The organism is Rhizobium leguminosarum bv. viciae, assembly GCF_012276115.1.
Classification (GTDB): Bacteria; Pseudomonadota; Alphaproteobacteria; order Rhizobiales; family Rhizobiaceae; genus Rhizobium; species Rhizobium leguminosarum_T.
In genome coordinates this window covers 15,044-39,768 of sequence record NZ_WIEU01000018.1, presented here as the reverse complement: position 1 = coordinate 39,768, position 24,725 = coordinate 15,044, and the positions used below count along the sequence as shown (strand labels likewise).

Genomic DNA, 24,725 nt, shown 5'->3' with positions numbered 1-24,725 from the left:
ACTTACACAAATATGACATGCGAGGTTCATCAAGCGGGACTAATGCGAAGCTGACCAAGGCCTGGATCGCAAGGGAAGAGCATGATGTTCGAGCTGAAGAATGTCACACGTCGTTTCGGAAAAAAGCTCGCTGTCGATTCCGTCACGCTTGCCATTCCCCAAGGCCAGATGGTCGGCATCATCGGCCGCTCCGGCGCCGGCAAGTCGACGCTGCTGCGCATGATCAACCGCCTTCAGGAGCCGAGTTCAGGCTCCGTTCATTTCGCCGGCGTCGAGGTCTCCGGGCTTCGCGGCCAGGCACTGCGCAACTGGCAGCGCGACTGCGCGATGATCTTCCAGCAGTTCAACCTGGTGCCGCGCCTCGACGTTCTCACCAATGTCATGCTCGGCCGCCTCAACCACCGCTCGACGCTTCTGAGCCTGCTCAACATCTTCACCCGCGAGGAACGCGTGCATGCGATCGCGGCACTCGAACGCCTTGGCATCGAGCAGACGGCGCTGCAGGCAGCCGGCACGCTTTCCGGCGGCCAGCAGCAGCGCGTGGCCATTGCCCGCGCGCTGATGCAGAACCCGAAAATGGTTCTCGCCGACGAACCGATCGCCTCGCTCGATCCGCTGAACGCCAAGATCGTTATGGATGCCCTGCGCGATATCAACGAGCGCGAGGGCATCACTGTCATCACCAACCTTCACACGCTCGATACCGCCCGCAACTATTGTGAGCGCATCGTCGGCATGGCCGGCGGCCGCGTCGTCTTCGACGGCCAGCCCTCGGAGCTGACCGCCGAAGCGGTGAAGGAAATCTACGGGACCGACAAGGACGGCGCCGGCATCGACGAAACGGTGACCTCGACCTCAATCAATATCGCCCCCGAGCGGGCAGACAATCAATCCGCCGGCACCCAACCGCTGGCACTGGCCGGTCTCTGAGAGAGACGGCTGCGATCGAGCGCCCGCGTCAAGGGCACACTTCTTCGTAACGGGAAGGCCGGGGACACCGGTCAAAAGGAGAGAACATGTTGAAGAAAGCACTCTTTGCGGCAACGGCGCTCTTCGCGCTCGCCGGCGCTGCCCATGCTGCAGAACTCAAGGAATTCCGCATCGGCATCCTCGGCGGCGAAAACGAAACCGACCGCCTGCGCAACTATGCCTGCCTTGCCGACCACCTGAAGCAGGAATTCGGCTTCGAGAAGGTTTCGCTCTTCCCGGCCGCCGACTATGACGGCGTGATCCAGGGCCTGCTCGGCGGCACGCTCGACTTCGCCGAACTCGGCGCCTCCGGCTACGCCGCGGTCTACATCAAGGATCCGAAGGCTGTCACGCCGATCCTGACGACGCAGCAGAAGGACGGCTCGACGGGCTATTACTCGATCGGCCTCGCTCTGAAGTCCTCCGGCATCAAGTCCATCAAGGACGCCAAGGGCAAGAAACTCGGCTACGCCGATCCGGATTCCACTTCCGGCTACCTCGTTCCGCTGACCCAGATCCCGAAGGACACGGGCATGCCGAACGACAAGTTTTTCGCCTCGACGCAGTTCAACGGCGGCCATGAGAACAACCTGCTTGCCGCTTATGACGGCAAAGTCGACATCGCCGTCGACGATAGCTCGGGCATCGGCGATTTCAAGGACGGCTACACCTCCGGCACCTTCCGCAAGGAAGTCGACAAGGGCGCCGTCGATCCGAACAAGCTGGTTGAAGTTTGGCGTTCGCCGCTGATCCCGAACGGCCCGCTCGTCGTTCGCAACGCTCTCGGCGAAGAGTGGCAGACGAAGCTTGCAGCCTTCTTCACGGCTCTGCCGGCGAAGGATCAAAAGTGCTTCACGGCTGTCGAAGGCGGCGATTACCAGGGCTACGCCCCGGTCAAGCACGACTTCTACAACGCCGTTGTCGACGTCCGCAAGGCAGCCATCGGCGGCTGATCGGTCTTTTGAATGCGGGGCGGCCGGAAACGGCCGCCCTTTATCTTGCGACTATAGCGCCAGGCGTCTTTTCGAGAGCCGCAAAGGACGCTGAAGCACTTGAATTATGCAGTAGGCGAGGCGTTGATGACTATTGCCGATACACAGCCGCACATGCAGAGCACCAAGGAGATCGGCACGGCCTGGGACCGGATGGTCGCCAAGCGCCGCCTCTACACCGTTCTCGGCCTGGTTATCCTGATTGCGGCTTTCATCAGCTCCGTCCGCTTCGCCGACGAGAGCAATGCCGGCCATTTCTTCGACCGCCTGCCGCATCTCTTCGACTTCCTGAGTTGGCTCATTCCCAAGGATTGGCACGACGTCTGGCGCGCGCTGTTCGACATAGCGAGCGTCAACGACAAGGGCGGCGAGGAATTCAATTTCGACAGGGGCCGCGTCTACGTCTGGGGCGCCTTCTACATTCCCGAATATTTCGAGCTGATGATCGTCACGATCAACGTGGCGCTGATTTCGACGATCATCGCCTTCGTCTTTGCGGTTCCCTTGAGCTTCTTTGCCGCGCGCAACCTGACGAATTCATGGCCGTTGCGCATCTTCACCAAGCGGCTGATGGAGTTCCTGCGCGCCTTCCCGGAAATCGTCATTGCCGGGCTGTTTTCGGCGATCCTGTCGATCGGGCCGGTTGCCGCCATCATCGCCATCACCCTGCATACGATCGGCGCGCTCGGCAAACTCTTCTACGAAGTGGCCGAGAATATCGACATGAAGCCGCATGAGGGCATGAAAGCCGTCGGCGCCAACTGGTGGGAGCGCATCCGTTTTGCCGCCCTGCCGCAAGTGCTGCCGAATTTCACCTCCTATGCGCTGCTGCGCCTCGAGATCAACGTGCGCGCCTCGACCATCATCGGCGCCGTCGGCGGCGGCGGCATCGGCGAGGAGCTGAAGCTTTCGATCTCGCGCGGCTTCGGCGCCAAGACGGTGGCGCTCGTACTCCTGCTGTTCGTGACGATCGTCGCCGTCGACCAGTTCTCCGCATGGCTGCGCCGTCGCTTGGTCGGCGAGCACGCCTTCCTCCTGCAACATTGAGGCCGCCATGACGGTGATCGACGCAAACCGCATGCACGAGATAGAAACGCGCTATCCGGAATATTTCCACCGGTCGTTCCGCCAGCGTTTCGGCGGGCTGATGATCCTCATCACGACGCTGCTCTACAGCCTCTATGCCGTCTGGTTCTTCGACCTGCCGAAGCTTTTCGCCGAAGCCCATTGGGAGCGCGTCGGCATCTATCTCAGCCAATGGGTGAGCTACGACGTTCAGCCGGAATTCCGCATCGAGGGTGACGGCTCAATCGACATCCGTTATCCGCGCTTCTCGCCGCTCGGCGACAATCCGCATCCGGACTGGCTGGTCAACAACCCGGATGGCAGCATCACCGTTTCGATCAGCGGCACTAGCCGCAGCGTCACCGTCTCGAAGAGCGAGACGATCGTGACCGCGCATGGCGTGAGCGTCCCGGTCGAAGTTTCGAGCGGTGCGCCGAAAGTCGTCGGACCGGTGCCCGGCTGGATGACTGTTTATGACGACAATGTGCTGGCCGATCTCGGCTTTGCCGGCAATGTCAGCATTTCCGTCGACCGGGTGAAGATCCGCAAGCGTTTCATCGGCTGGGCGAATTTCATCTTCGACACGCAATCGTCCTTTTTCGACAAGCCGGTCGGCGAGGTCGTCAGCCTCATCGTTTCCGGCCCGCGCACCAAACCTGACCAGTCCAACCTGTCGCTCGCCTTCGACGATATATGGAACAACAGCGAGTGGCAGCACGGCGACGTCTGGACCAAGCTTTTCCAGACGATCGTCATGGCTTTCCTCGGCACGCTGCTCGGCGCGCTTACCGCCTTCCCACTCGCCTTCATGGCGGCGCGCAACATCACCCCGAACCGTTTGCTGAACCAGGTGCTGAAGCGCTTCTTCGATTTTCTGCGCTCGGTCGACATGCTGATCTGGGCGCTGTTCCTGACACGGGCCTTCGGCCCTGGCCCGCTTGCCGGCAGCGGTGCGATCTTCCTCACCGAGACCGGCTCGCTCGGCAAACTCTATTCCGAAGGCCTCGAGAATATCGACAACAAGCCGCGCGAAGGCGTCAGGTCGACTGGCGCATCGAACATACTCGTTCATCGTTACGGCATTATGCCGCAGATCGTTCCCGTCTTCGTCAGCCAGACGCTCTACCAATGGGAATCAAACGTGCGCGGCGCGACCATCATCGGCGCTGTCGGCGCAGGCGGCATCGGCCTGAAACTGTGGGAGGCCATGCGCACCAACGCCAACTGGGAAAACGTCGCCTACATGGTCATCCTGATCCTGATCGTCGTCTTCCTTTTCGACGCCGCCTCGAACGCGTTGCGCCACCGGCTGATGGGCACGAAAACCCACTGATCCATCGATCAAAGGGGGTGGCGCTGCCGCCGCCATCATCATTCTGTCACGGAAATCTTTTAGCCGGAAGCCTGCTTGCGGTTCGCCGCCAAATCACTGCACTGTGCGCTCCCCGTTGGACGATCCCCAGGATAAAAGCCTTGCGCTACGCTCTCTATTTCTCGCCGCCGAAGGATGATCCCCTGACCGGCGCGGCCTCGCTCTGGCTCGGCCGCAATGCCTTCACCGGCGAGACCTATCCTGCACCGGAATATGAGCAGCTGGGTGCTGCAGAACAGTTCGAGCTGACCGCCGACCCCCGCCGCTACGGCTTTCACGCCACGATCAAGGCGCCGTTTTCGCTCGCCTCCTCCGTCACCGAGAAGGATCTCATGGCCGTTGCCGAGGATTTTGCCCGGCGCACGCAAGCCTTCGAGATTCCTGAGCTGGTGCTTGGCCAGCTCGGCCGTTTTTTTGCCCTCGTTCCCGGTTCTCTTCATCAACCGCTTCAGGATTTCGCCGCGAAGGTGGTAAGGTCGTTCGAGCCGTTCCGCGCAGCACTTTCCGAGGCCGATATGGTGCGGCGCAACCCGGAGAAGCTCAGCGACAGCCAGCGCGCCCATCTGCAACGCTGGGGTTATCCTTACGTCATGGAGGATTTCGGCTTTCACATGACACTGAGCGGCCAGGTGCCCGAGACACGCGCCGCGGTGATGAAAGCGATCCTGACCGAGCGTTTTGCCGATTTCACCGGCCGGCCGCTTTCGATTTCCGGCCTTGCCGTTTTCATCGAGGAGACGCGCGGCGCCCCATTCAAAGTTCATTCCTGGCTGCCGCTTGCCGGCGCCAAAAGCTGAAAGACCTGACGCCATGAGCAAAGAGACCGTGTTTTCCAACGCCCGCATCGTTCTCGAGGACGACATCCTCTCGGGCTCGATCCTCATTCGCGACGGGAAGATCGCCGATATCTCCGAGGGCAACTCGGTAGCCGGCGAAGATTTTGAAGGCGACTACATCATTCCCGGCCTTGTCGAGCTGCACACCGACCATCTCGAAGGGCATTATCAGCCGCGCCCCGGCATTCGCTGGAACAAGACTGCCGCCATCCAGGCGCATGACGCCCAGATCGTCACATCAGGCATCACCACGGTGTTCGACTGCCTGCGTATGGGGGCGGACGAGGACGGCGGCTTCGAACATGGCGAGATGCGCGAGATGGCCGATGCCATCCAGTCGGCAGAGACGGAAGGCAGGCTGCGCGCCGAGCACCTCATCCACCTGCGCTGCGAGGTCTCGGCCGACAATGTGCTCGAACATTTCGCCGATTTCGAAAACGACCGGCATGTGCGGCTCGTCTCGCTGATGGATCATGCGCCCGGCCAGCGGCAATTCCAGACGATGGATCAGTATATTTTCTACTACCAGAAGAAGCGGGGGCTCAGCGACGAGGCCTTCGCGCGTTTCGTCGCCAAGCGCCAGGCAGAATCGGCACGCAATTCGACGCCGCACCGCAACGCCATCGCCAAGGTCTGCGCCGAGCGCGGCATCACCGTGGCAAGCCATGATGATGCGACGCTCTCGCATGTCGACGAGGCGATCGACAACGGCGTGCGCCTGGCCGAATTCCCGACCAGCTTCGACGCCGCCCGGGCGTCGCACGGACATGGCATGAGCGTGCTGATGGGGGCGCCGAACATCGTGCGCGGCAAATCCCATTCCGGCAATATCGCCGCCCGCGACCTTGCCGAGATGGGCGTGCTCGACGTGCTTTCCTCCGACTACGTGCCGCTCAGCCTGCTGCATGCGCCCTTCATCCTCGCCGACGAAGTCGAGAGCATCAGCCTGCCGAAGGCGATCGCCATGGTCACGTCGACGCCAGCCCGTACCGTCAGCCTCGATGACCGCGGCCGGATCGCGGCGGGGCTGCGCGCCGATCTCGTGCGCGTCCACCGTTCGCACGGCGTGCCGGTGACACGCTCGGTCTGGCGCCAGGGACGCCGTGTCGCATGATGTCGCACGAACCCCACCCCGGAGCCGGAGCCGAGCGCGGCATCATGGTCGTCGTCGTCGGACCGAGCGGCGCTGGCAAGGACACGCTGATGAACCTCGCGGCCCGGCGTTTCAAGGGCCGCGACGATGTGCATTTCGTCCGTCGCGTCATCACCCGTCACCGTGACGCCGGCGGCGAAGACCATCTTTCCGTCTCCCTCGAAGGTTTTGCCTCCATGGAACAGTCAGGCTCCTTCGCCGTCTGGTGGGAAGCGCACGGCCTGAAATACGGCATTCCGGCCGAGGTTTCGGTGGCGCTGTCACGAGGTCACATTGTCGTCGCCAACGGTTCACGCTCGGCGCTTCACCGTTTCCAGGCCGCATTCCCGCGGCTGAAGGTCATCAACGTCACCGCCCGCCCCGAAGTGCTCGCCGGCCGGCTGGAGGCGCGCGGCCGCGAGACGCATGAGGATATCATGGCCCGGCTTGCCCGCGGACCGCTGACGGTGCGCGGCGAATATGACGTGGTGGAGCTCGACAATAGCGGCTCGCTCGAAGAGGCCGAGCAGAAGATGATCGAGATCCTCGACGGATTGCTGACCAAGGCGACCTGAACAGATCGAGAGGAAGGGTATGCGCGCCATCAAAGTGGTCGACTACGATCCTTCCTGGCCGCGGCTGTTTGCCGAGATCAGCACCGAGGTCTCCGCCTTGCTCGGTGATCGCCTGCTTTCCATCGATCATATCGGCAGCACCTCGGTGCCGGGCCTGCCGGCCAAGCCGAAGATCGACCTCGATGCGGTGATGATATCCGACGCGTTCCTGCCGGCAGCGATCGAGATGGTGCGCGTTGCCGACTTCGTCTTCCACGGCGATACAGGAGAGCAACGATGGGCTTTCACCCGCGATCATCAAGCTTATGGCTTCAAGCTCTATCTTTGCGGACCCAATAATTACGCGCATCGGGAGCGCATTCTGTTTCGCGATTATCTCAGGGATCACCCCGAGAGGGCCAAGGTCTATGCCGATCTGAAGCGCCGGCTGGCTGCGGAGGCAGACGGCGATTGGGATTTTTATACCGGCGGAAAGACCGAGTTTGTCAGCGAGACGGTTCGGCTGGCCGCCTCGATGATGTAAAACAGGAATCCGTCAGACGCCCTGGCAGCCGGCGATTACTCGCCGTCGCCCCGTCCCGATACGATCTCGCGCTTGCCGACATGGTTGGCGGGGCCGACGAGGCCTTCCTTTTCCATGCGTTCCACTAGTGATGCGGCGCGGTTGTAGCCGATGCCGAGGCGACGTTGGATGTAGGAGGTCGAGCACTTCTTGTCGCGCATGACGACCTTGACCGCCTGTTCGTAAAGCTCGTTGCCATCCTCCGAAGCCATGGCGCTCTTATCGAAGACGGCGCCCGCTTCTTCCTCTTCCGTCTCTTCCTCCTCATCGGCGGTGACGGTGTCGAGATATTCCGGGCGGCCCTGGGTCTTCAGATGGGCGACAACCTTTTCGACCTCGACATCCGAGACGAAGGGGCCGTGGACGCGGGAAATCCGCCCGCCGCCCTGCATATGCAGCATATCTCCCTGACCGAGCAACTGCTCGGCGCCCTGTTCGCCGAGAATGGTGCGGCTGTCGATCTTCGAGGTTACCTGGAAGGAGATGCGGGTCGGGAAGTTTGCCTTGATCGTGCCGGTAATGACGTCGACCGACGGACGCTGTGTCGCCATGATCAGATGGATGCCGGCGGCTCGCGCCATCTGGGCGAGTCGTTGGATCGCACCTTCGATGTCCTTGCCGGCGACCATCATCAGGTCGGCCATCTCGTCGACGATGACGACGATATAAGGCATCGGCGTCAGGTCCAGCGCCTGGCTTTCCTCGATCGGGGTGCCGGTGCCCTTGTCGAAGCCGACCTGGACCATGACATGGATGGTTTCGCCCTTTTCACGGGCCTGGGCGACGCGGTCGTTGTAACCGTCGATGTTGCGGACACCGAGGCGCGACATCTTGCGATAGCGCTCCTCCATTTCGCGCACGGCCCATTTCAGCGCCATGACCGCCTTCTTCGGATCGGTAACGACGGGCGTCAGCAGATGCGGGATGCCGTCATAGACGGAGAGTTCGAGCATCTTCGGGTCGACCATGATCAGCCGGCACTGTTCCGGCGTCATGCGGTAGAGCAGCGACAGGATCATCGTATTGATGGCGACCGACTTGCCGGAACCGGTGGTGCCGGCGACGAGCAGATGCGGCATCTTGGCGAGCTCGGCAATGACAGGCTCGCCGCCGATGGTCTTGCCGAGGCCGAGCGCCAGCTTGTAGCCGCTCTTCTCGAAATCCTGGCTCTCGATCATCTCGCGGAAATAAACGGTTTCGCGTGTGACATTCGGCAGTTCGATGCCGATGACGTTGCGGCCGGGGACGACGGCAACGCGGGCCGAGAGCGCCGACATCGAGCGGGCGATATCATCGGCAAGGCCGATGACACGCGACGATTTCACGCCCGGCGCCGGCTCGAATTCATAGAGGGTGACGACGGGGCCCGGACGGACATGGATGATTTCGCCCTTGATGCCGAAATCTTCCAGCACGCTTTCGAGAAGCCCGGCATTCTGCTCCAGCGTCTCCTGCGACATGATCTCGCCGAGGCGTTCCGGAGGCTCCTGTAGAAGGGCACGCGGCGGGAATTCGTAGCCGGATGCGTCGATCCTTTCGGGCCTCGCGGCCAGGCGCGGCGATGGCAGGACCGCAGCGACGGGCGGCGTGCGCTGCGGCGCCGGCGCGGCCTGAGGTGCTGATGCGATGTTAGGGGCTGGCGCGAGCTGAGGGGTTGGCGCCGCCTGAGGTGCGAGCATGACCGGTGCCTCGACAGGAATGCGCCTGGGCTTTTCCAGGGATATTGCGGCCGCAGGTCGCACGGCGACCTTTGCGGAGACCGCGGCAGGCTGCGGGGCCGGGCGAGAGACGACGGGAGCCGGGGCCGGCCGGCCGGGGCGCCATTCCATGATCCGGAACAGCGACGTGATCGATTCGGGCGAGGTCTCGGTCTTCGGGAACGATATCAACGGGGACGCGCGAACCGGCTCGGCCTCTTCGAAGGCCATGACTTCCCAGAAGGCGAAATCCGAAATGGAGGAAAGCTCGGCGCTGGCGCGGAAAGCCGGCGCGCTGGGCTCGTCAAGCAAAGGTGACTGCTGCAGTTCGATCCTGTGCGGTGCTGCGGAAATGTCGTCCGGCTCCGGCAGATAGATATCGAACGGCACGTCGACGGCAACCGGCTCTGTCCGTATCGCCTGCTGTCCAATCTGCGAATCATCGCGAACGGGCTCATTCGGCGCGCGCCGCCTGCTGATCAGCGTTTCCGGCGTGCGGGTGAAACGGACATTCGGCGCGAGGGAAAAGTTGCTCTGCCAGATGGGTGCCGCCGGCTTCTCCCCTGGGTTTTCCTCCGGAAGGTCCGTTTCAATCTCGCTGGAAAAATCTCCGGCATCCGTCAAATTGGTTCTGGGAAAACGCATGCGTCCGCTACTCACTCATGCTTTGCAAATTACGACCCTACCGGGATAGAAAAGGAAGGTTAATAAGTTCCTTCCAGCCGTATCGTTCCGATACGACCCCTTGGGATAAATCGCTGCACTTTCAATGAGTTCTGGTGGCGAGAAAAATCTTTGCGATTTTTGGGGAAGCCGTTAGTGCGCCTCGTCCCAATTGGTGGCAGCGCGGGCATCGACCCTCAGCGGCACGCGCATTTCCAGCGCCGGCATGGTGGCGTTTTCCATGACCGAGACGATGACCGGCATCGCCTTTTCGACATCCTCGTCCTCGACCTCGAAGATGAGTTCGTCATGCACCTGCAGCAGCATGCGAACGCGATCGGCAAGGCCGACTTCAACAAGCGCCGGCTCTATCTTGATCATCGCCCGGCGGATGACGTCGGCAGCCGAGCCCTGGATCGGCGCGTTGATCGCCGCACGCTCGTTAAAGGCGCGCACGGATGGATTGGAAGAGCGGATTTCGGGATAGTTGATGCGGCGGCCGAAGATCGTTTCGACGTAACCCTTGTCGCGCGCCATGGCCTTTCGGCTTTCCATATAGTCGCGGATGCCGGGGAAACGCTCGAAATACTTCTTGATGTAGTCGCCGGCTTCCGAACGCTCGATCGAAAGCTGATTGGCAAGCCCGAAGGCCGAGATGCCGTAGATGATGCCGAAATTGATCGCCTTGGCGCGGCGGCGCACCTCGCCCGGCATACCTTCCACCGGCACGCCGAACATTTCCGACGCCGTCATGGCGTGGATGTCGACGCCATCTTCGAAGGCCTTGGTCAGTTGCGGGATCTCGGCCACATGGGCAAGCACGCGCAGTTCGATCTGGCTGTAGTCGGCAGAGATCAGCTTGTGGCCAGGCGTCGAGATGAAGGCGGTGCGGATCTTGCGGCCTTCGGCGGTGCGCACCGGAATGTTCTGCAGGTTCGGCTCGGACGAGGACAGGCGCCCCGTGGTCGTCGATGCCAGCGAGTAGGAGGTGTGGACCCGCTTTGTCTCGGGGTGAACGTAACCCGGAAGTGCGTCGGTATAGGTGGATTTCAGCTTGGTGACCTGGCGCCAGTCGACGATCTTGCGCGGCAATTCGAAACCGGCGGCGGCCAGATCCTCGAGCACCTGCGCGGAGGTGGACCATTGGCCTGTCTTCGTCTTGTTGCCGCCGGCAAGGCCCATCTTGCCGAACAGGATATCGCCCAGCTGCTTCGGCGAACCGATATTGAACCGCTCGCCGGCCAGCACGTAAATCTCGTCCTCCAGCCTTGCTGCACTCTGGGCCAGCTCGCCGGAGAGGCGCGACAGGATCTGTCGGTCGACGGTGATGCCGCGCGCTTCCATGCGCGCCAGCACCGGCAATAGCGGCCGCTCCAGCCGTTCGTAGACGCTGGTCAATCCCGCGGCCGCCAGACGCGGCTTCAGCACAAGCCAGAGGCGCAGCGTCACCTCGGCATCTTCGGCGGCATAGCGGGTGGCGCGGTCGATATCGACCAGATCAAAGGTGACGTTCGCCTTGCCGCTGCCCGCCACGTCCTTGTAGGGGATCGGGGTATGGCCGAGGAATTTTTCCGAGAGCGGGTCCATGCCATGCGCGCCGGTGCCGGCATCGAGCACGTAGGAGATCAGCATCGTGTCGTCGAAACTCCTGGTCTCGATGCCGTAGCGCTTCATCAGCAGGTAATCGTATTTCAGGTTCTGGGCGACCTTGAGGACCGATTCGTCTTCCAGCAATGCCTTCAGCCGTAGCAGGGCATCGCCCATGGGAATCTGGTTTTCGGCAAGGCCGCCGCCGAGCAGATCGCCGACGCCGTTCTTATGGACGAGCGGCACATAGGCGGCACGGATCTTCGTGCCGGTGGGATCAGCCGTATTGTCGGCGATCGCCAGCGAAAAGCCGACAAGCTCGGCCTGCATCGCATCCAGCGAGGTGGTCTCGGTATCGAAAGCAACGAGGCCGGTGGCGCGCGCATCGGCGATCCAGCGGTCGAGGGTCGCCAGATCGCGGATCGTGACATAGGTCGAATGATCGAAGGGCAGCGTCGCAAAGGCCTCGGCCCGCGCCTTGGCAAGATCGGCGGGCGAAAAGGCGCCCTCGACCGCGGTCTTCGCCTTTGCACGCGGCGGCACCGGCACGGATTCGCCGGAAACGTCGGGGATGCCGCCGGCAACGGGCTCAGGCTCGGCCGCATCGAGATCCGGGCCGCGGGCCGTCTCACCCCATTCGATGCGGACGATCGCCGGTTCGATGGCGCCGGCATCGCAATCGCAGGCTTCGGCGACGCGGCGCGTCAGCGTGGTGAATTCCATCGTCTTCAGGAAGCCGATCAGCTTCGGACCGTTCTGCGGTTCCAGCACCAGCCCGTCGAGATCGAGATCGAGCGGCACATCGGTGCGCAGCCGCACGAGATCGCGTGAGAGCCTGGCCATGTCGATATTGGCGAGGATCGTCTCACGGCGCTTGACCTGCTTGATCTCGGTGGCGCGTTCGAGCAGCGTATCGAGATCGCCGTATTCCTCGAGAAGTTGGGCGGCGGTTTTCGGGCCGATGCCGGGAATGCCAGGGACATTGTCGACCGAATCGCCGGTCATGGCCTGCAGGTCGATCATCTTTTCCGGCGGCACGCCCCATTTCTCGATGACATCGGGAATGCCGATCTGCTTGTCCTTCATGCTGTCATACATATGGACATTGGGGCTGACGAGCTGCATCAGATCCTTGTCGGAGGAGACGATGGTGACATCGGCGCCGGTCGCCTCGGCCTGGCGGGCATAGGTGGCGATGATGTCGTCGGCCTCGAAGCCTTCGGTCTCAATGCAAGGCAGATTGAAGGCGCGGGTCGCCTCTCTTATAAGGCCGAATTGCGGGATGAGTTCTTCCGGCGGCGCGGAGCGGTTCGCCTTGTAGGCGTTGTAGAGATCCTTGCGAAACGTCTTGGCGGAATAATCGAAGATGACGGCAAGATGTGTCGGCGTCACGCCGACATCGGTATTGCGGGCATCCCTCAGCAGCTTCCACAGCATGTTGCAGAAACCGGACACGGCGCCGATCGGCAGGCCGTCGGTCTTGCGGGTCAGCGGCGGCAGGGCATGAAACGCCCGGAAGATGAATCCGGAACCATCGACTAGGAAGAGGTGATCGCCTTTTTTCATGCGTGCATGGATAGCGCGGGCATGGGACGAGGTCCATATAGAGTTCGGCATAAAGTTCGGCGCACGAAAAGGATTATGGTGTTCGGAGCGCTGCGTTGCCACGCGCATTTTCGGACGCGCAAAGGATGCTGAGCACTTGGCGTTGCTGCATAATTTTATCCTTCCATCGATTCCGATCTCAGGAATTGTGCGGCAGGGATTCCGGCTCACCAAACTGTTACCGATTTGTAACGATGGCCCTCCCTTGAAAAACCACATTCTAAGCCACAAATCCATGTCACCGGCGCTTGATCGCGCCGCGGGTCTGATTACCGGCTTGTCCCCCGCCGCGTCAGGCTTGGACAAAGGCCTTATCCCCCTCTCCGGGCCTTTGTCCCCACTTTAAAGTCGCCATGGCCAACCTCCAGGCCATGGCGACTTTTGTTTTTTCGAGACACTCGAAATTCTGATCGCCGCTTGCATGTTATGGAGCATCGTATGCGATTTGCTGCATTGTCTCCGGCATGGTTTTGAGCCTAACTTGCAGTCATGGGATTTAACCGCATGGATTCGGGAGCCTACCTTGCCAGCCAGCTGGCGAAGGGTTTTGCCCGCTCGCTGCACCAGCGCGCGGTCGGGCTCGGTTTTTCTCCAGGGCAGTTCCCCATTCTGCTGGAACTCTGGGCCGAGGACGGGCTGACCCAGAAACAGCTTCTCGAGCGGGTCGATATCGAGCAGGCGACCATGGCAAATACGCTTTCGCGCATGGTCCGCGACGGGCTGATCGAACGCCGGCCGCATCCATCCGACAAGCGGGCGCAACTGATCTTCCTGACGCCGAAGGCCCGCGCCGTGGAGGCCGAGGCGATCGAAACCGCGCGCGAGGCCGATCTTGCGCTGTTTAAAGGTTTCCGGGTTTTCGAGCGCGAGCTGACGCTTGAATATATCCGCCGGCTTCTGGAAAACGCCAAGACGCTCTGACCACTGCATAATTCCTTAAATCGGAATCGATTTAAGGATAAAATTATGCAGCAGTCCACAAAGTGCTACAGCGTCCTTCGCGCGCGTCTGAAAAGACGCGCGGCGCTGTAAGATCACTCGCCAGCACCATGTGCGCCCCGCAATGAGGACACGCCGGTTTCGATCTGTGCGGTCAGGAGGTTTTCGTGGGCGGCAAGCTTGATGCTCGGCTCGATATCCGGCTTGCCGAGTAAAAGGCCCTGCACTTGCGCGCAGCCTTCCTCGACGACAATCCGGCGCTGCATCTCGGTTTCCACGCCCTCCGTCACGACAGGCATTCCGAGGCTATGACCAAGGCCGATGATGGCGCGCACGATCGAGCGTGCCGCCGCATCATGTTCCAGCACGCCGGTGAAACTGCGGTCGACCTTGATCTTGTCGAAAGGGAATGAACGCAGGTTGGAAAGCGAGGAAAAACCGGTGCCGAAATCATCCATGACGATGTGCACGCCGAGCTTGTGCAGCCGCAGCAGCGTCGTCATCACCCGGTCGCGATCGCGAATGAGGGCCGCCTCGGTGATCTCGAGCTCCAGCCGGCTGGGCGCAAGCCCGGTTTCGGCGAGGATCGCCTCGATCCGCTCGCAGAGGTTCGGCAGCATGAATTGCACCGGCGAGAGATTGACGGCGATCATCAACGGCAGCGGCCAGCGCACAGCCTCCCTGCAGGCCTGCTGCAACACCCATTCGCCGAGTTGCACGATCGAGCCGCTTTCCTCGGCGATCGGGATGAAGATATCGGGCTCGGTCAAGCCGTGACCTGGCCGGTTCCAGCGCATCAGGGCCTCGTAGCCGCCGATCTCGCCGCTCAGCGCATCGAGGATCGGCTGATAGCTGACATGGATCTGGTTGCGGATGATCGCATGGCGCAGTTCGCTTTCGATCTGGCGGCGGTTCCGTGCCGCCTTATCCATTTCCGCGTCGAAGAAACAGACCTTGCCGCGACCGTCATGCTTGACGCGGTAGAGTGCAGTATCGGCATTGTTGCAGAGTTCTTCAGCAGCAGCCCCATCCGCGGGATAGAGTGCGATGCCGACGCTGACGCCGACGGCGGTCGGGTCACGCGCCGTGTCCATCTCGGCAGCGAATTCGTCGAGGATATCAGCCGCAAGCTTTTGCGCCGCCGCCGGCTGCTGCCCGGCGGGCTGAATGATGGCGAATTCATCGCCGCCGAGGCGGGCGACCGTATCGCTCTCATCGGCCACGCGGCGCAGGATCGAGGCGACCTTGCGGAGAATGCGGTCGCCTTCGGCATGACCGAAGATATCGTTGACGGCCTTGAAGCGATCGAGGTCGAGATAGAAGAGGGCAACCTCGCTGTTCTTTCGTTCTGCCATCTGCAGCGCCTGCCGGATGCGGGTATCGAACAGCGACCTGTTCGGCAGATCGGTGAGGACGTCGTGGTGGGCGAGATGCTCGATCATCTCCTCGGCCTGCCTGCGCTCGGTGAGATCACGCACCGCCAGCACCTCGCAATTGTGCCCGCGATAAACGATCCTGCTCGCGGTCACTTCGACGGCGATCTCCCTGCCGTTCCTGGTGTTGAGCAGCGTCTCGCTGGGTCTGTTCTGCCCAGTCCCCTGAATAGCGGACAAAACAGCCAAGGGCGCCTTGCCGGCAAGATCGGCAAGTTTCCAGCCGGAAAGCCCCTGGAAGCGTTCATTGGCATCGATGATCCGGCCTTCCCGCAGGATCAGCAGCCCTTCCTGCGAGGCATTCGCGAGCCCCCTCAGATCCGTCAGGTGGCTTTCGATAAAGACCGCTGCGAGCGCAATGAGAATGAGCGTCGTCGCCGCCACCACGACGATCGCAGCAAGCAGGCTGGCGTCGAGCACCGTTGCCGGAACCTCTTTGCCGGGATCCGGTACGAGCGTGATGCTGGCCATCGAGATGAAATGGAGAGCGCAGATCGCGAGGACAAAAGTGATTGACGAGGCGAGGAGCCGCCTCAGTCCCTTCAATTGGAAAAAGGCGTGGAAGGCGGCGCTCGACAACAGCGCTCCTGCGAGAACCGCACTCAGCGTCATGAAGGGATCATAAAGGATTGCCGCCTGCGTTTCGATCGCCTGCATGCCGGTCAGGTGCATGGAGGCGATGCCGAGCGCCATCAGGACGCCGCCGCGGATGCGAGAAAACCTGCCGCGGCTTTCCGAAGCGACGAGGATCGCCGCCCACGAACCGACAACCGACAGGAGGAAAGAAAGCGCCGTCAGGCCCAGTTGGTAGCCGATCGGCATGCCGCCGTCATAGGCCAGCATGGCGATGAAGTGGGTTGCCCATACGCCGGTGCCGAAAGCAAAAGCCGCGGCGCCGATCCAGAGCTTGCGCCGCCCGGCATCGCATTCCTGGGCGCGGGAAAGCAGCAGCATAGCCGCCATAGCGCCGACCAGGCAGACCGCGGCCGCCACAAGCACCAGCCGCCAATCGTGGTTGTCCCGAATACATGTAATGACCGAAAACATCCGAACCTCGCACAGCTGAATTCGGTCAGGCTATTTAGGTTGTGCTAAATAACTGTAAATTGAATTAGAATTCTCTTTTATATTATCCAGCAAACCTTCCTGATATTAATCTATTCCCGGCCGGCATTTCGCGCCGCCCATTTTTACCTTTTCCGCCTCGCCTGCCTTCCTGGTTTGGTCTATCGTCCGGCCGAATTTCAAAAAGGAGTCGAAAATGACGGATGTACAACAGGTGCTTGCGCGCGCGGATCAGAACCTTTCCACGAGTCTCGAAAGGCTGTTCGAGCTTCTGCGCATCCAGTCGATTTCCACCGATCCCGCCTATAAAGCCGAATGCCGAAAGGCCGCCGAATGGCTCGTCGGCTATCTCGGGACGCTCGGCTTTACGGCCTCCGTGCGCGATACGCCTGGCCATCCGATGGTGGTCGCCCACCATGCCGGCGCTTCGGCCGATGCGCCGCATGTTCTCTTCTACGGCCATTACGACGTTCAGCCGGTCGACCCGATCGAGCTCTGGGAAAACGACCCGTTCGAGCCTTCGATCAAGGATGTCGGCGAGGGCCGCAAGATCCTGACCGGCCGCGGCACCTCCGACGACAAGGGCCAGTTGATGACCTTCGTCGAGGCTTGCCGCGCCTATAAGGAGATCAACGGCGCGCTTCCCTGCCGCGTCACCATTCTCTTCGAGGGCGAGGAGGAGTCCGGCTCGCCGTCCCTGAAGCCCTTCCTCAAAGCCAATGCCGCAGAGCTTAAGGCCGATTATGCGCTGGTCTGCGATACCGGCATGTGGGACCGCGACACGCCGGCGATCGCTGCAGCGCTACGCGGCCTCGTCGGCGAGGAAGTGATCGTGACGGCCGCCGACCGCGACCTGCATTCCGGTCTCTTCGGCGGCGCGGCCGCCAATCCGATCCATATTCTCGTCGAGGCTCTTGCCGGTCTGCATGACGAGACGGGCCGCATTACGCTTGACGGTTTCTATGACGGCGTCGAGGAAACGCCTGAAAACATCAAGGCGTCATGGGAAACGCTCGGCAAGACCGCGGAGAGCTTCCTCGGCGAAGTCGGCCTCTCCATCCCATCCGGCGAAAAGGGCCGTTCGGTGCTGGAACTCACCTGGGCGCGGCCGACCGCCGAAATCAACGGCATCTGGGGTGGCTATACCGGTGAAGGCTTCAAGACGGTGATCGCCGCCAAGGCTTCGGCGAAGGTTTCGTTCCGCCTCGTCGGCACGCAGGATCCGGCCGCCATTCGCGAGGCTTTCCGCAGCTATATCAGCGCGAAGATTCCCGCCGATTGCTCGGTCGAGTTCCATCCGCATGGCGGCTCGCCGGCGATCCATCTCTCCTATGATTCGCCTGTTCTCACCAAGGCGAAGAACGCGCTTTCCGACGAGTGGCCGAAACCCGCCATCGTCATCGGCATGGGCGGGTCGATCCCCATCGTCGGAGATTTCCAGAAGATGCTCGGCATGGAATCGCTGCTCGTCGGCTTCGGCCTCAGCGACGATCGCATCCACTCGCCGAACGAGAAATACGAGCTCGTCTCCTACCACAAGGGCATCCGCTCCTGGGTGCGGATTCTTCAGGCGCTCGCTGCCTGAACTGAAGTGGCACGCCTTGCATGCCGGCGTGCCAGCAAAGGCGCACAACAAAAAGGCCGGTTCGACCCGGCCTTTCGTCATCCGCTCATCTCAGTGCCAGTTCATCCGTGGTCAAGGAGCAAGCGGGTATTGCAGTGAGACTGCCGCCGAAAGGTTAACGGGCCGTTAACGGTATCGGCCCTTGCCGGAAGCACCACTCGCGGCTCCAGGAGCGATGACCGACATTTCGCCGTTCAAGCTACGTTCATCGCGAGCGACTATAAGCCGTTGAAAGATAAGGTGAATGATACCGCCCTAAACACCTGCGGGCGATCACTCTATCTTTTGTTTCAGTGGCATATGCCAAGGAAACGCGGCCAAGCGCTGCCTGAAAAACGTGCCAACAAGGACTGAGAAGCGTGAAAAATCTCTTTGTTAAAATCGCAGTTGCCGGCCTGCTTATGCTGGTCCCCGCCATAGCGCAGGCTGCCGAGGGCTACTCGACGGCGAATGTCAACATGCGTGCCGGTCCGAGCACCCGATATCCTGCCGTTGCCGTCATACCCGCCGGTTCTTCCGTCGAGATCCGCGGATGCCTTTCCGACGTCAACTGGTGCGACGTCGAATTCTACGGCGGCCGCGGCTGGGTTTCCGGCCAGTACGTGCAGGCCCTCTACCAGCAGCGCCGCATCTATGTCGGCCCGCAATATTACCGTCCGCTCGGCATTCCAGTTATCCGCTTCAGCGTCGACAATTACTGGGACCGCTATTACCGCAACCGCGATTTCTATCGCGACCGTGACCGCTGGAGCCGCGGCCCGGATTATTACTACCGCGACCGCGACAATCGGGATCGGGATAACCGGGATCGCGACCGCAACTGGCGCGAGCGGGATGGCGACCGCGATGGGCGCGACCGAGATCGTGACTGGCGCGACGACAATCAAAGGGACGATCGGCAAAGAGGTGAACGGCAGAGGGACGACCGGAGAGGCGATGATCGCAGGCCGGACCGCAGGGATTTTGATTGCCGCCCCGGCGATCCCACCTGCGACGAATGAATAGAAAGGGGCGGCCGCGCCGCCCTCCAAGTTTGCCAAGCCAAGGGCAAACATCCAAGAAAAAGCCCGGCGCTCCCTTGGGAGAGATGCACCGGGCCTGATGTCGATCGGCACGCGTTGAGGGGAGACGGCCGATCATTCGCGGGACGTGAGGGGCTGTCCCGCTTCTTCATAAACAATCGCGAAGCCTATTGGTTCCACCTGCTGCATATTTCCTTGAAGCAGAACCGATTTGACGAAACAAAATGCGGCAATTCAATGTGTTGCAGCATTTTTTATGTTTCTCAAAAAGACGCCCGGCACTGAAAAATGCGTCGTATCATCAGTGATTCACGTGACGCACGTGCGGCTTGGCCGGTGAGCGCAAGATAAGAGCCGGGGGGAGCATCGATCCTCGAATGCGGTCACCGACAATTTGATGTGAGGCCATCGCGATGCTCTTGTTTTGCGGGATTCTTTATTGCATTCTTGTGAAGTTGCGGATCGATCTTGATCCGTTCAAGGCTGGACCCTGATGACGCAAGACTACCTGGCTTTCTTCGGGCTTTTCGCCCCTCGGGCGGCCGCCACAGATGTTACCGTTTGGCATAAACACAACCCTATCCTACCTGTGCGCCTCACCGATGGGGCTAACCTCAACCCTTCCGGCCAGATCTGGCGCCGCTTTCACCTGGGCGAGTGGGAATATAAGCAGGATCCGGAAACGCTCGACGATTACGAGGCCCGCCAGTTCTGAGCGGCGCTGTCTGCTTTACTTTCCATTATTAACACCCCGTTAAATCGCCGCATTTACAGTTCAGTCGGATGATCACGGCGGCACTCAAAGTGCTCCAGCGTCCTTTGTGCGCCTGAAAAGACGCGCGGCGCTGCAGAAGAGCGCCGTTATGCGAAGCTAGCTTCGCGATCGAACATGGGGTGTGACCGGTCCGCGATGGCAGGCAGAAGCAGATCAGGCGACAGAATAGAACCCTCCTTCAGCGGCCGCCCGGCACGCGACGATGACGAATTCTCGCTCGATGCCGACGACCGCATCGCCGGAGGCCGATCTCCGCGCCGCGGCGGCTCGAAACCCCCGCCGCAGCGCCCCGCCCCCCGGCGACGGCGCGAGCCGCGGGAGCGTGAAGGCGGCGGGTTGTTCGGCTTCATGCGCCGCATGATCTACTGGTGCGTCGTGCTTTTCATCTGGGCCGGCATCGGCGTTGCCGGGCTCGTGGTCTATTATGGCTCGCGCATGCCGAGCGCCAGCACATGGGCGATCCCGGAGCGGCCGCCGAACGTCAAGATTACCGCTGTCGACGGCAGCGTCATTGCCAATCGCGGCGCGACCGGCGGCGAGGCGCTGTCGCTCGAAAACATGTCGCCCTATATTCCGGAAGCCGTCATCGCCATCGAGGATCGGCGTTTCTATTCGCATTTCGGCGTCGATCCGCTCGGCCTCGGCCGGGCGATCGTGACCAATCTCACGGCTGGCCATATGGTCCAGGGTGGCTCGACGCTGACCCAGCAGCTTGCCAAGAACCTCTTCCTCTCGCCTGAAAGAACGCTGGAACGCAAGGTGCAGGAGGTGCTGCTGTCGCTCTGGCTGGAGCAGAAGTACACCAAGGACCAGATCCTGGCGATGTATCTCAACCGGGTGTTCTTCGGATCGAACGCCTATGGCGTCGAGGCCGCCTCGCGCCGCTACTTCAACAAATCGGCGCGTGACGTGAACCTCGGCGAAGCCGCGGTACTCGCCGGCCTGCTCAAGGCGCCGTCGCGGCTTTCGCCGGCGCGCGATGCGGAAGCTGCGAATGCACGCGCCCAGCTTGTACTCGCGGCGATGCGCGAACAGGGTTTCATCACCGATTCCGAGGTCAAGACGGCGATGTCGCAGACCCCGGCTTCGGCCAAGAGTTACTGGTCGGGCGCCGGGCACTATGTCGCCGACATGGTGATGGACGCGCTGCCGGGTCTGATCGGCGACGTCAAGGAAGACGTCATCGTCGATACGACCATCGACAAGTCGCTGGAAAAGAAGGCCGAGCAATCGCTGGTCGACGTACTCGACAAGGAGGGCGGCAAGCTCGACGCCTCGCAGGCGGCCCTGGTCTCGATCGACGGCACCGGCGCGATCCGGGCGCTGGTCGGCGGCAGGGATTATGCGACGAGCCAGTTCAACCGCGCCGTCAAGGCCAAACGCCAGCCGGGTTCCTCGTTCAAGCCCTTCGTCTATGCCGCAGCACTCGAGAAGGGGCTGACGCCCTTTTCGGTGTTCAACGACGCGCCGATCCGGATCGGCGACTGGACGCCCGAAAATTACGAGAAAAAATACAATGGCGAAGTGACGCTGGCGACCGCGCTTGCCAAGTCACTGAACACGGTGGCCGCCCAGCTGGTGATGTATGACGGGCCGGATCAGGTAATCAAGCTTGCCCACCGGCTCGGCATCGAAAGCGAGCTGCAGCCGAACGCCTCGATCGCTCTCGGCACGTCCGAGGTGTCGCTGATGGAACTCACCGCCTCCTATGCCGCCTTCATGAACGGCGGCTACAAGGCGACGCCGCACGTCATTCGCCGGGTGACGACCGCCGAGGGCAAGGTTCTCTACGAAAATACCTATGACAGCCCGCCGCGCGTGCTGTCCGAGCAGATCGTCGCCCAGATGGATGCGATGATGATGGGCGTCATCGACAATGGCACCGGCAAGAGCGCCAAGATCCCCGGCTGGCAGGCGGCGGGAAAGACCGGCACCACCCAGAATTCGCGCGACGCGCTCTTCGTCGGCTTCACCAGCAATCTCACCACCGGGGTCTGGTTCGGCAATGACGACGGCAAGCCGATGAAGAAAGTGACCGGCGGCGGCTTGCCGGCCAAGGCCTGGAAGGAATTCATGATCGCCGCTCACAAGGGTCTTTCGCCGGCACCGCTCTTCGGCAACGGCCAGTTGATCGCCGATCCGAACAATGGTCAGCCGATGGTGCAGGCACCGGGCGATGGGCAGCTGGGCAGCGGACAACCGATGACGGCCGAGGCGCCGCCATCGACGATCGGCGGCATCATTTCCGGCGTCTTCGGCGGCGACGACAATGCAAACCGCTATCCGCAAGCGCCTGCCCGGCAGCAGGCGGTGAGCTCCGGCAATGGCCCGATTCCTCCCGCAGACATTGCCGAAGGCGGAGGTTCGAACTATGAGGGCATGGTGCCGCCTGGAGATGTCGGGGGCCCGCAGACAACCTCTTCCGTCCAGCCGCGGCGCACGACGCTGCTCGATCTGATCATGGGCCAGTGAGATCTTTGCTGCATGCCCGGCCCACGCCCGATGCTCTAAAGCGCGCCATGATCTTTCGGATTCGCGCCTCGCGCTTTGAGTCTTTGTTTTACGCATGTCGTTGTCGCAAAAACGCTACACGGTTTTGCGCGACATGCTTCAGAAATCGGCCGGTTTCCGGACACAGGGCGACCTCTTTCCCGGCTACTGTCAAAATTGAATGCAACACATTCGTTTTGCTGGATTCCGGGCCATTTCTCGCCTTGCAGTCCAGAAAACCGCTCCTTATATACGCCGCATCACCGCAATCACGATTGCGTAATCTTAAGTAGACCCATCCCGTAAGGGGCTGTCAGGGAAATGCCTTCTCGGGGTTCCCACAGCTTGCTTCAAGGAGAGAATGACATGGCAAAAGTAATTGGTATCGACCTCGGAACGACGAATTCCTGCGTCGCAGTTATGGACGGCAAGGACGCGAAGGTCATCGAGAACGCGGAAGGTGCGCGTACGACCCCTTCCATGGTGGCATTTTCCGATGATGGCGAACGCCTCGTCGGCCAGCCGGCCAAGCGCCAGGCAGTCACCAACCCGACGAATACGCTCTTTGCAGTCAAGCGCCTGATCGGCCGCCGCTACGAAGATCCGACCGTCGAGAAGGACAAGCACCTCGTTCCCTTCACCATCGTCAAGGGCGACAATGGCGACGCCTGGGTCGAAGCCAATGGCAAGGGCTACTCGCCCGCACAGATTTCCGCGATGATCCTTCAGAAGATGAAGGAAACCGCCGAATCCTATCTCGGCGAGAAGGTCGAGAAGGCCGTCATCACCGTTCCCGCCTACTTCAACGACGCGCAGCGCCAGGCAACCAAGGATGCCGGCCGCATCGCCGGTCTTGAAGTCCTGCGTATCATCAACGAGCCGACTGCTGCAGCGCTTGCCTACGGTCTCGACAAGAAAGAAGGCAAGACGATTGCCGTCTACGACCTTGGCGGCGGCACTTTCGATATTTCGATCCTCGAGATCGGCGACGGCGTCTTCGAAGTGAAGTCCACCAACGGCGATACCTTCCTCGGCGGTGAAGACTTCGACATGCGTCTCGTCGAATATCTCGTTGCCGAGTTCAAGAGAGACAACGGCATCGACCTGAAGAACGACAAGCTTGCCCTGCAGCGCCTCAAGGAAGCTGCGGAAAAGGCAAAGATCGAGCTTTCGTCCTCGCAGCAGACCGAAATCAACCTGCCGTTCATCACCGCCGACGCCTCCGGCCCGAAGCATCTGACGCTGAAGCTGACCCGCGCCAAGCTCGAAAGCCTGGTCGACGATCTCGTCCAGCGCACGATCGCGCCGTGCAAGGCAGCGCTCAAGGATGCCGGCGTCACTGCTGCCGAAATCGACGAAGTGGTTCTCGTCGGCGGCATGAGCCGCATGCCGAAGGTACAGGAAGTCGTCAAGCAGCTGTTCGGCAAGGAGCCCCACAAGGGCGTCAACCCTGATGAAGTGGTAGCGCTTGGCGCCGCCATCCAGGCCGGCGTTCTGCAGGGCGACGTCAAGGACGTCCTGCTCCTCGACGTGACGCCGCTGTCGCTCGGCATCGAGACGCTCGGTGGTGTCTTCACCCGCCTGATCGAACGCAACACGACGATCCCGACGAAGAAGAGCCAGACGTTTTCGACCGCCGAAGACAACCAGCAGGCCGTGACCATCCGCGTCTCGCAGGGCGAGCGTGAAATGGCTGCCGACAACAAGCTGCTCGGCCAGTTCGACCTCGTCGGTCTGCCGCCGTCGCCGCGCGGCATGCCGCAGATCGAAGTCACCTTCGACATCGACGCCAACGGCATCGTCCAGGTTTCGGCCAAGGACAAGGGCACCGGCAAGGAACAGCAGATCCGCATCCAGGCGTCCGGCGGTCTTTCCGACGCCGACATCGAGAAGATGGTGAAGGATGCCGAAGCCCATGCCACCGAGGACAAGAAACGCCGCGAGGCCGTCGAAGCCCGGAACCAGGCCGAAAGCCTGATCCATTCCTCGGAAAAGTCGCTGAAGGATTACGGTGACAAGGTTTCCGAGGCCGACCGCACCGCGATCTCGGATGCGATCGCCGCGCTGAAGACGGCGTCGGAAGCGTCCGAGCCCGATGCCGACGACATCAAGGCCAAGACCCAGACGTTGATGGAAGTGTCGATGAAGCTCGGCCAGGCGATCTATGAGGCACAGCAGGCCGAAGGCGGCGCTGCCGGTGATGCCTCCGCGGAAGATGGCGACAATGTCGTCGATGCCGACTACGAGGAAATCAAGGACGACGACCGCAAGAAGTCCGCGTAATCCGCGACGGCGTGGCTATGCTTCAACATCTGATCCGGC

At 61.5% G+C, this 24,725-nt stretch carries 17 protein-coding genes; 14 read left to right on the top strand and 3 right to left on the bottom strand.

The window, feature by feature from the left end; genetic code table 11:
- The first annotated feature begins 84 nt into the window (after window positions 1-84).
- From phnC to GFM02_RS25760, 8 genes are all read left to right on the top strand, one after another.
- Window positions 85-930 carry a phosphonate ABC transporter ATP-binding protein gene (gene phnC, locus GFM02_RS25795; protein ID WP_168323183.1) on the top strand — a complete coding sequence of 282 codons (846 nt, stop codon included), beginning with the start codon at window positions 85-87 and terminating at the stop codon, window positions 928-930.
- A gap of 86 nt (window positions 931-1,016) precedes the next feature.
- Entirely contained in the window at window positions 1,017-1,922 is a 906-nt protein-coding gene (phnD, locus tag GFM02_RS25790; protein WP_168323182.1) for a phosphonate ABC transporter substrate-binding protein, read from the top strand.
- A 126-nt stretch (window positions 1,923-2,048) separates the two neighbouring features.
- Window positions 2,049-3,008, top strand: a complete 960-nt coding sequence (phnE, locus tag GFM02_RS25785) for a phosphonate ABC transporter, permease protein PhnE (RefSeq protein ID WP_020052371.1) — start codon at window positions 2,049-2,051, stop codon at window positions 3,006-3,008.
- A 7-nt stretch (window positions 3,009-3,015) separates the two neighbouring features.
- A complete protein-coding gene (phnE, locus tag GFM02_RS25780; RefSeq protein ID WP_168323181.1) occupies window positions 3,016-4,359 on the top strand; it encodes a phosphonate ABC transporter, permease protein PhnE in 1,344 nt (447 codons plus the stop codon).
- 140 nt (window positions 4,360-4,499) lie between these two features.
- Complete coding sequence (locus GFM02_RS25775) at window positions 4,500-5,195, top strand: DUF1045 domain-containing protein (protein ID WP_168323180.1); 696 nt, start codon at window positions 4,500-4,502, stop codon at window positions 5,193-5,195.
- Window positions 5,196-5,208: 13 nt separating this feature from the next.
- The gene (locus GFM02_RS25770; protein ID WP_168323179.1) at window positions 5,209-6,348 is read left to right on the top strand and encodes an alpha-D-ribose 1-methylphosphonate 5-triphosphate diphosphatase; all 1,140 of its coding nucleotides are present in this window, start codon (window positions 5,209-5,211) and stop codon (window positions 6,346-6,348) included.
- The gene (gene phnN, locus GFM02_RS25765) at window positions 6,345-6,941 is read left to right on the top strand and encodes a phosphonate metabolism protein/1,5-bisphosphokinase (PRPP-forming) PhnN (protein ID WP_168304651.1); all 597 of its coding nucleotides are present in this window, start codon (window positions 6,345-6,347) and stop codon (window positions 6,939-6,941) included. The genes GFM02_RS25770 and phnN overlap by 4 nt, the downstream gene beginning before the upstream one ends.
- Window positions 6,942-6,960: 19 nt before the next feature.
- Window positions 6,961-7,464: a GrpB family protein gene (locus GFM02_RS25760; RefSeq protein ID WP_168323178.1), complete on the top strand. Its 504-nt coding sequence runs from the start codon at window positions 6,961-6,963 to the stop codon at window positions 7,462-7,464.
- Between the two features lie 35 nt (window positions 7,465-7,499).
- On the opposite strand, the gene GFM02_RS25755 is transcribed toward GFM02_RS25760, so the two are convergent.
- On the bottom strand, window positions 7,500-9,845 hold the full coding sequence (locus GFM02_RS25755; protein WP_168323177.1) for a DNA translocase FtsK: 2,346 nt from the start codon (window positions 9,843-9,845) through the stop codon (window positions 7,500-7,502).
- 171 nt (window positions 9,846-10,016) lie between these two features.
- Window positions 10,017-13,016, bottom strand: coding sequence for a DNA polymerase I (gene polA / locus GFM02_RS25750; protein ID WP_168323176.1), 3,000 nt, complete (start codon window positions 13,014-13,016; stop codon window positions 10,017-10,019).
- A 543-nt stretch (window positions 13,017-13,559) separates the two neighbouring features.
- On the opposite strand from polA, the gene GFM02_RS25745 reads away from it, so the two are divergent.
- A complete protein-coding gene (locus GFM02_RS25745; RefSeq protein WP_168304647.1) occupies window positions 13,560-13,976 on the top strand; it encodes a MarR family winged helix-turn-helix transcriptional regulator in 417 nt (138 codons plus the stop codon).
- Window positions 13,977-14,089: 113 nt separating this feature from the next.
- Here GFM02_RS25745 and GFM02_RS25740 read toward each other — a convergent pair whose 3' ends face one another.
- Window positions 14,090-16,474 carry a bifunctional diguanylate cyclase/phosphodiesterase gene (locus GFM02_RS25740; RefSeq protein ID WP_168323175.1) on the bottom strand — a complete coding sequence of 795 codons (2,385 nt, stop codon included), beginning with the start codon at window positions 16,472-16,474 and terminating at the stop codon, window positions 14,090-14,092.
- 214 nt (window positions 16,475-16,688) lie between these two features.
- On the opposite strand from GFM02_RS25740, the gene GFM02_RS25735 reads away from it, so the two are divergent.
- The 5 genes from GFM02_RS25735 to dnaK all read left to right on the top strand — a co-directional run bounded on the left by GFM02_RS25735 (window position 16,689) and on the right by dnaK (window position 24,686).
- The gene (locus tag GFM02_RS25735; RefSeq protein ID WP_168323174.1) at window positions 16,689-18,077 is read left to right on the top strand and encodes a dipeptidase; all 1,389 of its coding nucleotides are present in this window, start codon (window positions 16,689-16,691) and stop codon (window positions 18,075-18,077) included.
- 398 nt (window positions 18,078-18,475) lie between these two features.
- On the top strand, window positions 18,476-19,117 hold the full coding sequence (locus tag GFM02_RS25730) for an SH3 domain-containing protein (protein WP_168323173.1): 642 nt from the start codon (window positions 18,476-18,478) through the stop codon (window positions 19,115-19,117).
- 514 nt (window positions 19,118-19,631) lie between these two features.
- Window positions 19,632-19,853: a hypothetical protein gene (locus GFM02_RS25725; protein WP_027682216.1), complete on the top strand. Its 222-nt coding sequence runs from the start codon at window positions 19,632-19,634 to the stop codon at window positions 19,851-19,853.
- Between the two features lie 195 nt (window positions 19,854-20,048).
- A complete protein-coding gene (locus tag GFM02_RS25720; protein ID WP_168323172.1) occupies window positions 20,049-22,385 on the top strand; it encodes a transglycosylase domain-containing protein in 2,337 nt (778 codons plus the stop codon).
- A 384-nt stretch (window positions 22,386-22,769) separates the two neighbouring features.
- Entirely contained in the window at window positions 22,770-24,686 is a 1,917-nt protein-coding gene (gene dnaK / locus GFM02_RS25715; RefSeq protein WP_168323171.1) for a molecular chaperone DnaK, read from the top strand.
- The last annotated feature ends 39 nt before the right edge of the window (window positions 24,687-24,725 follow it).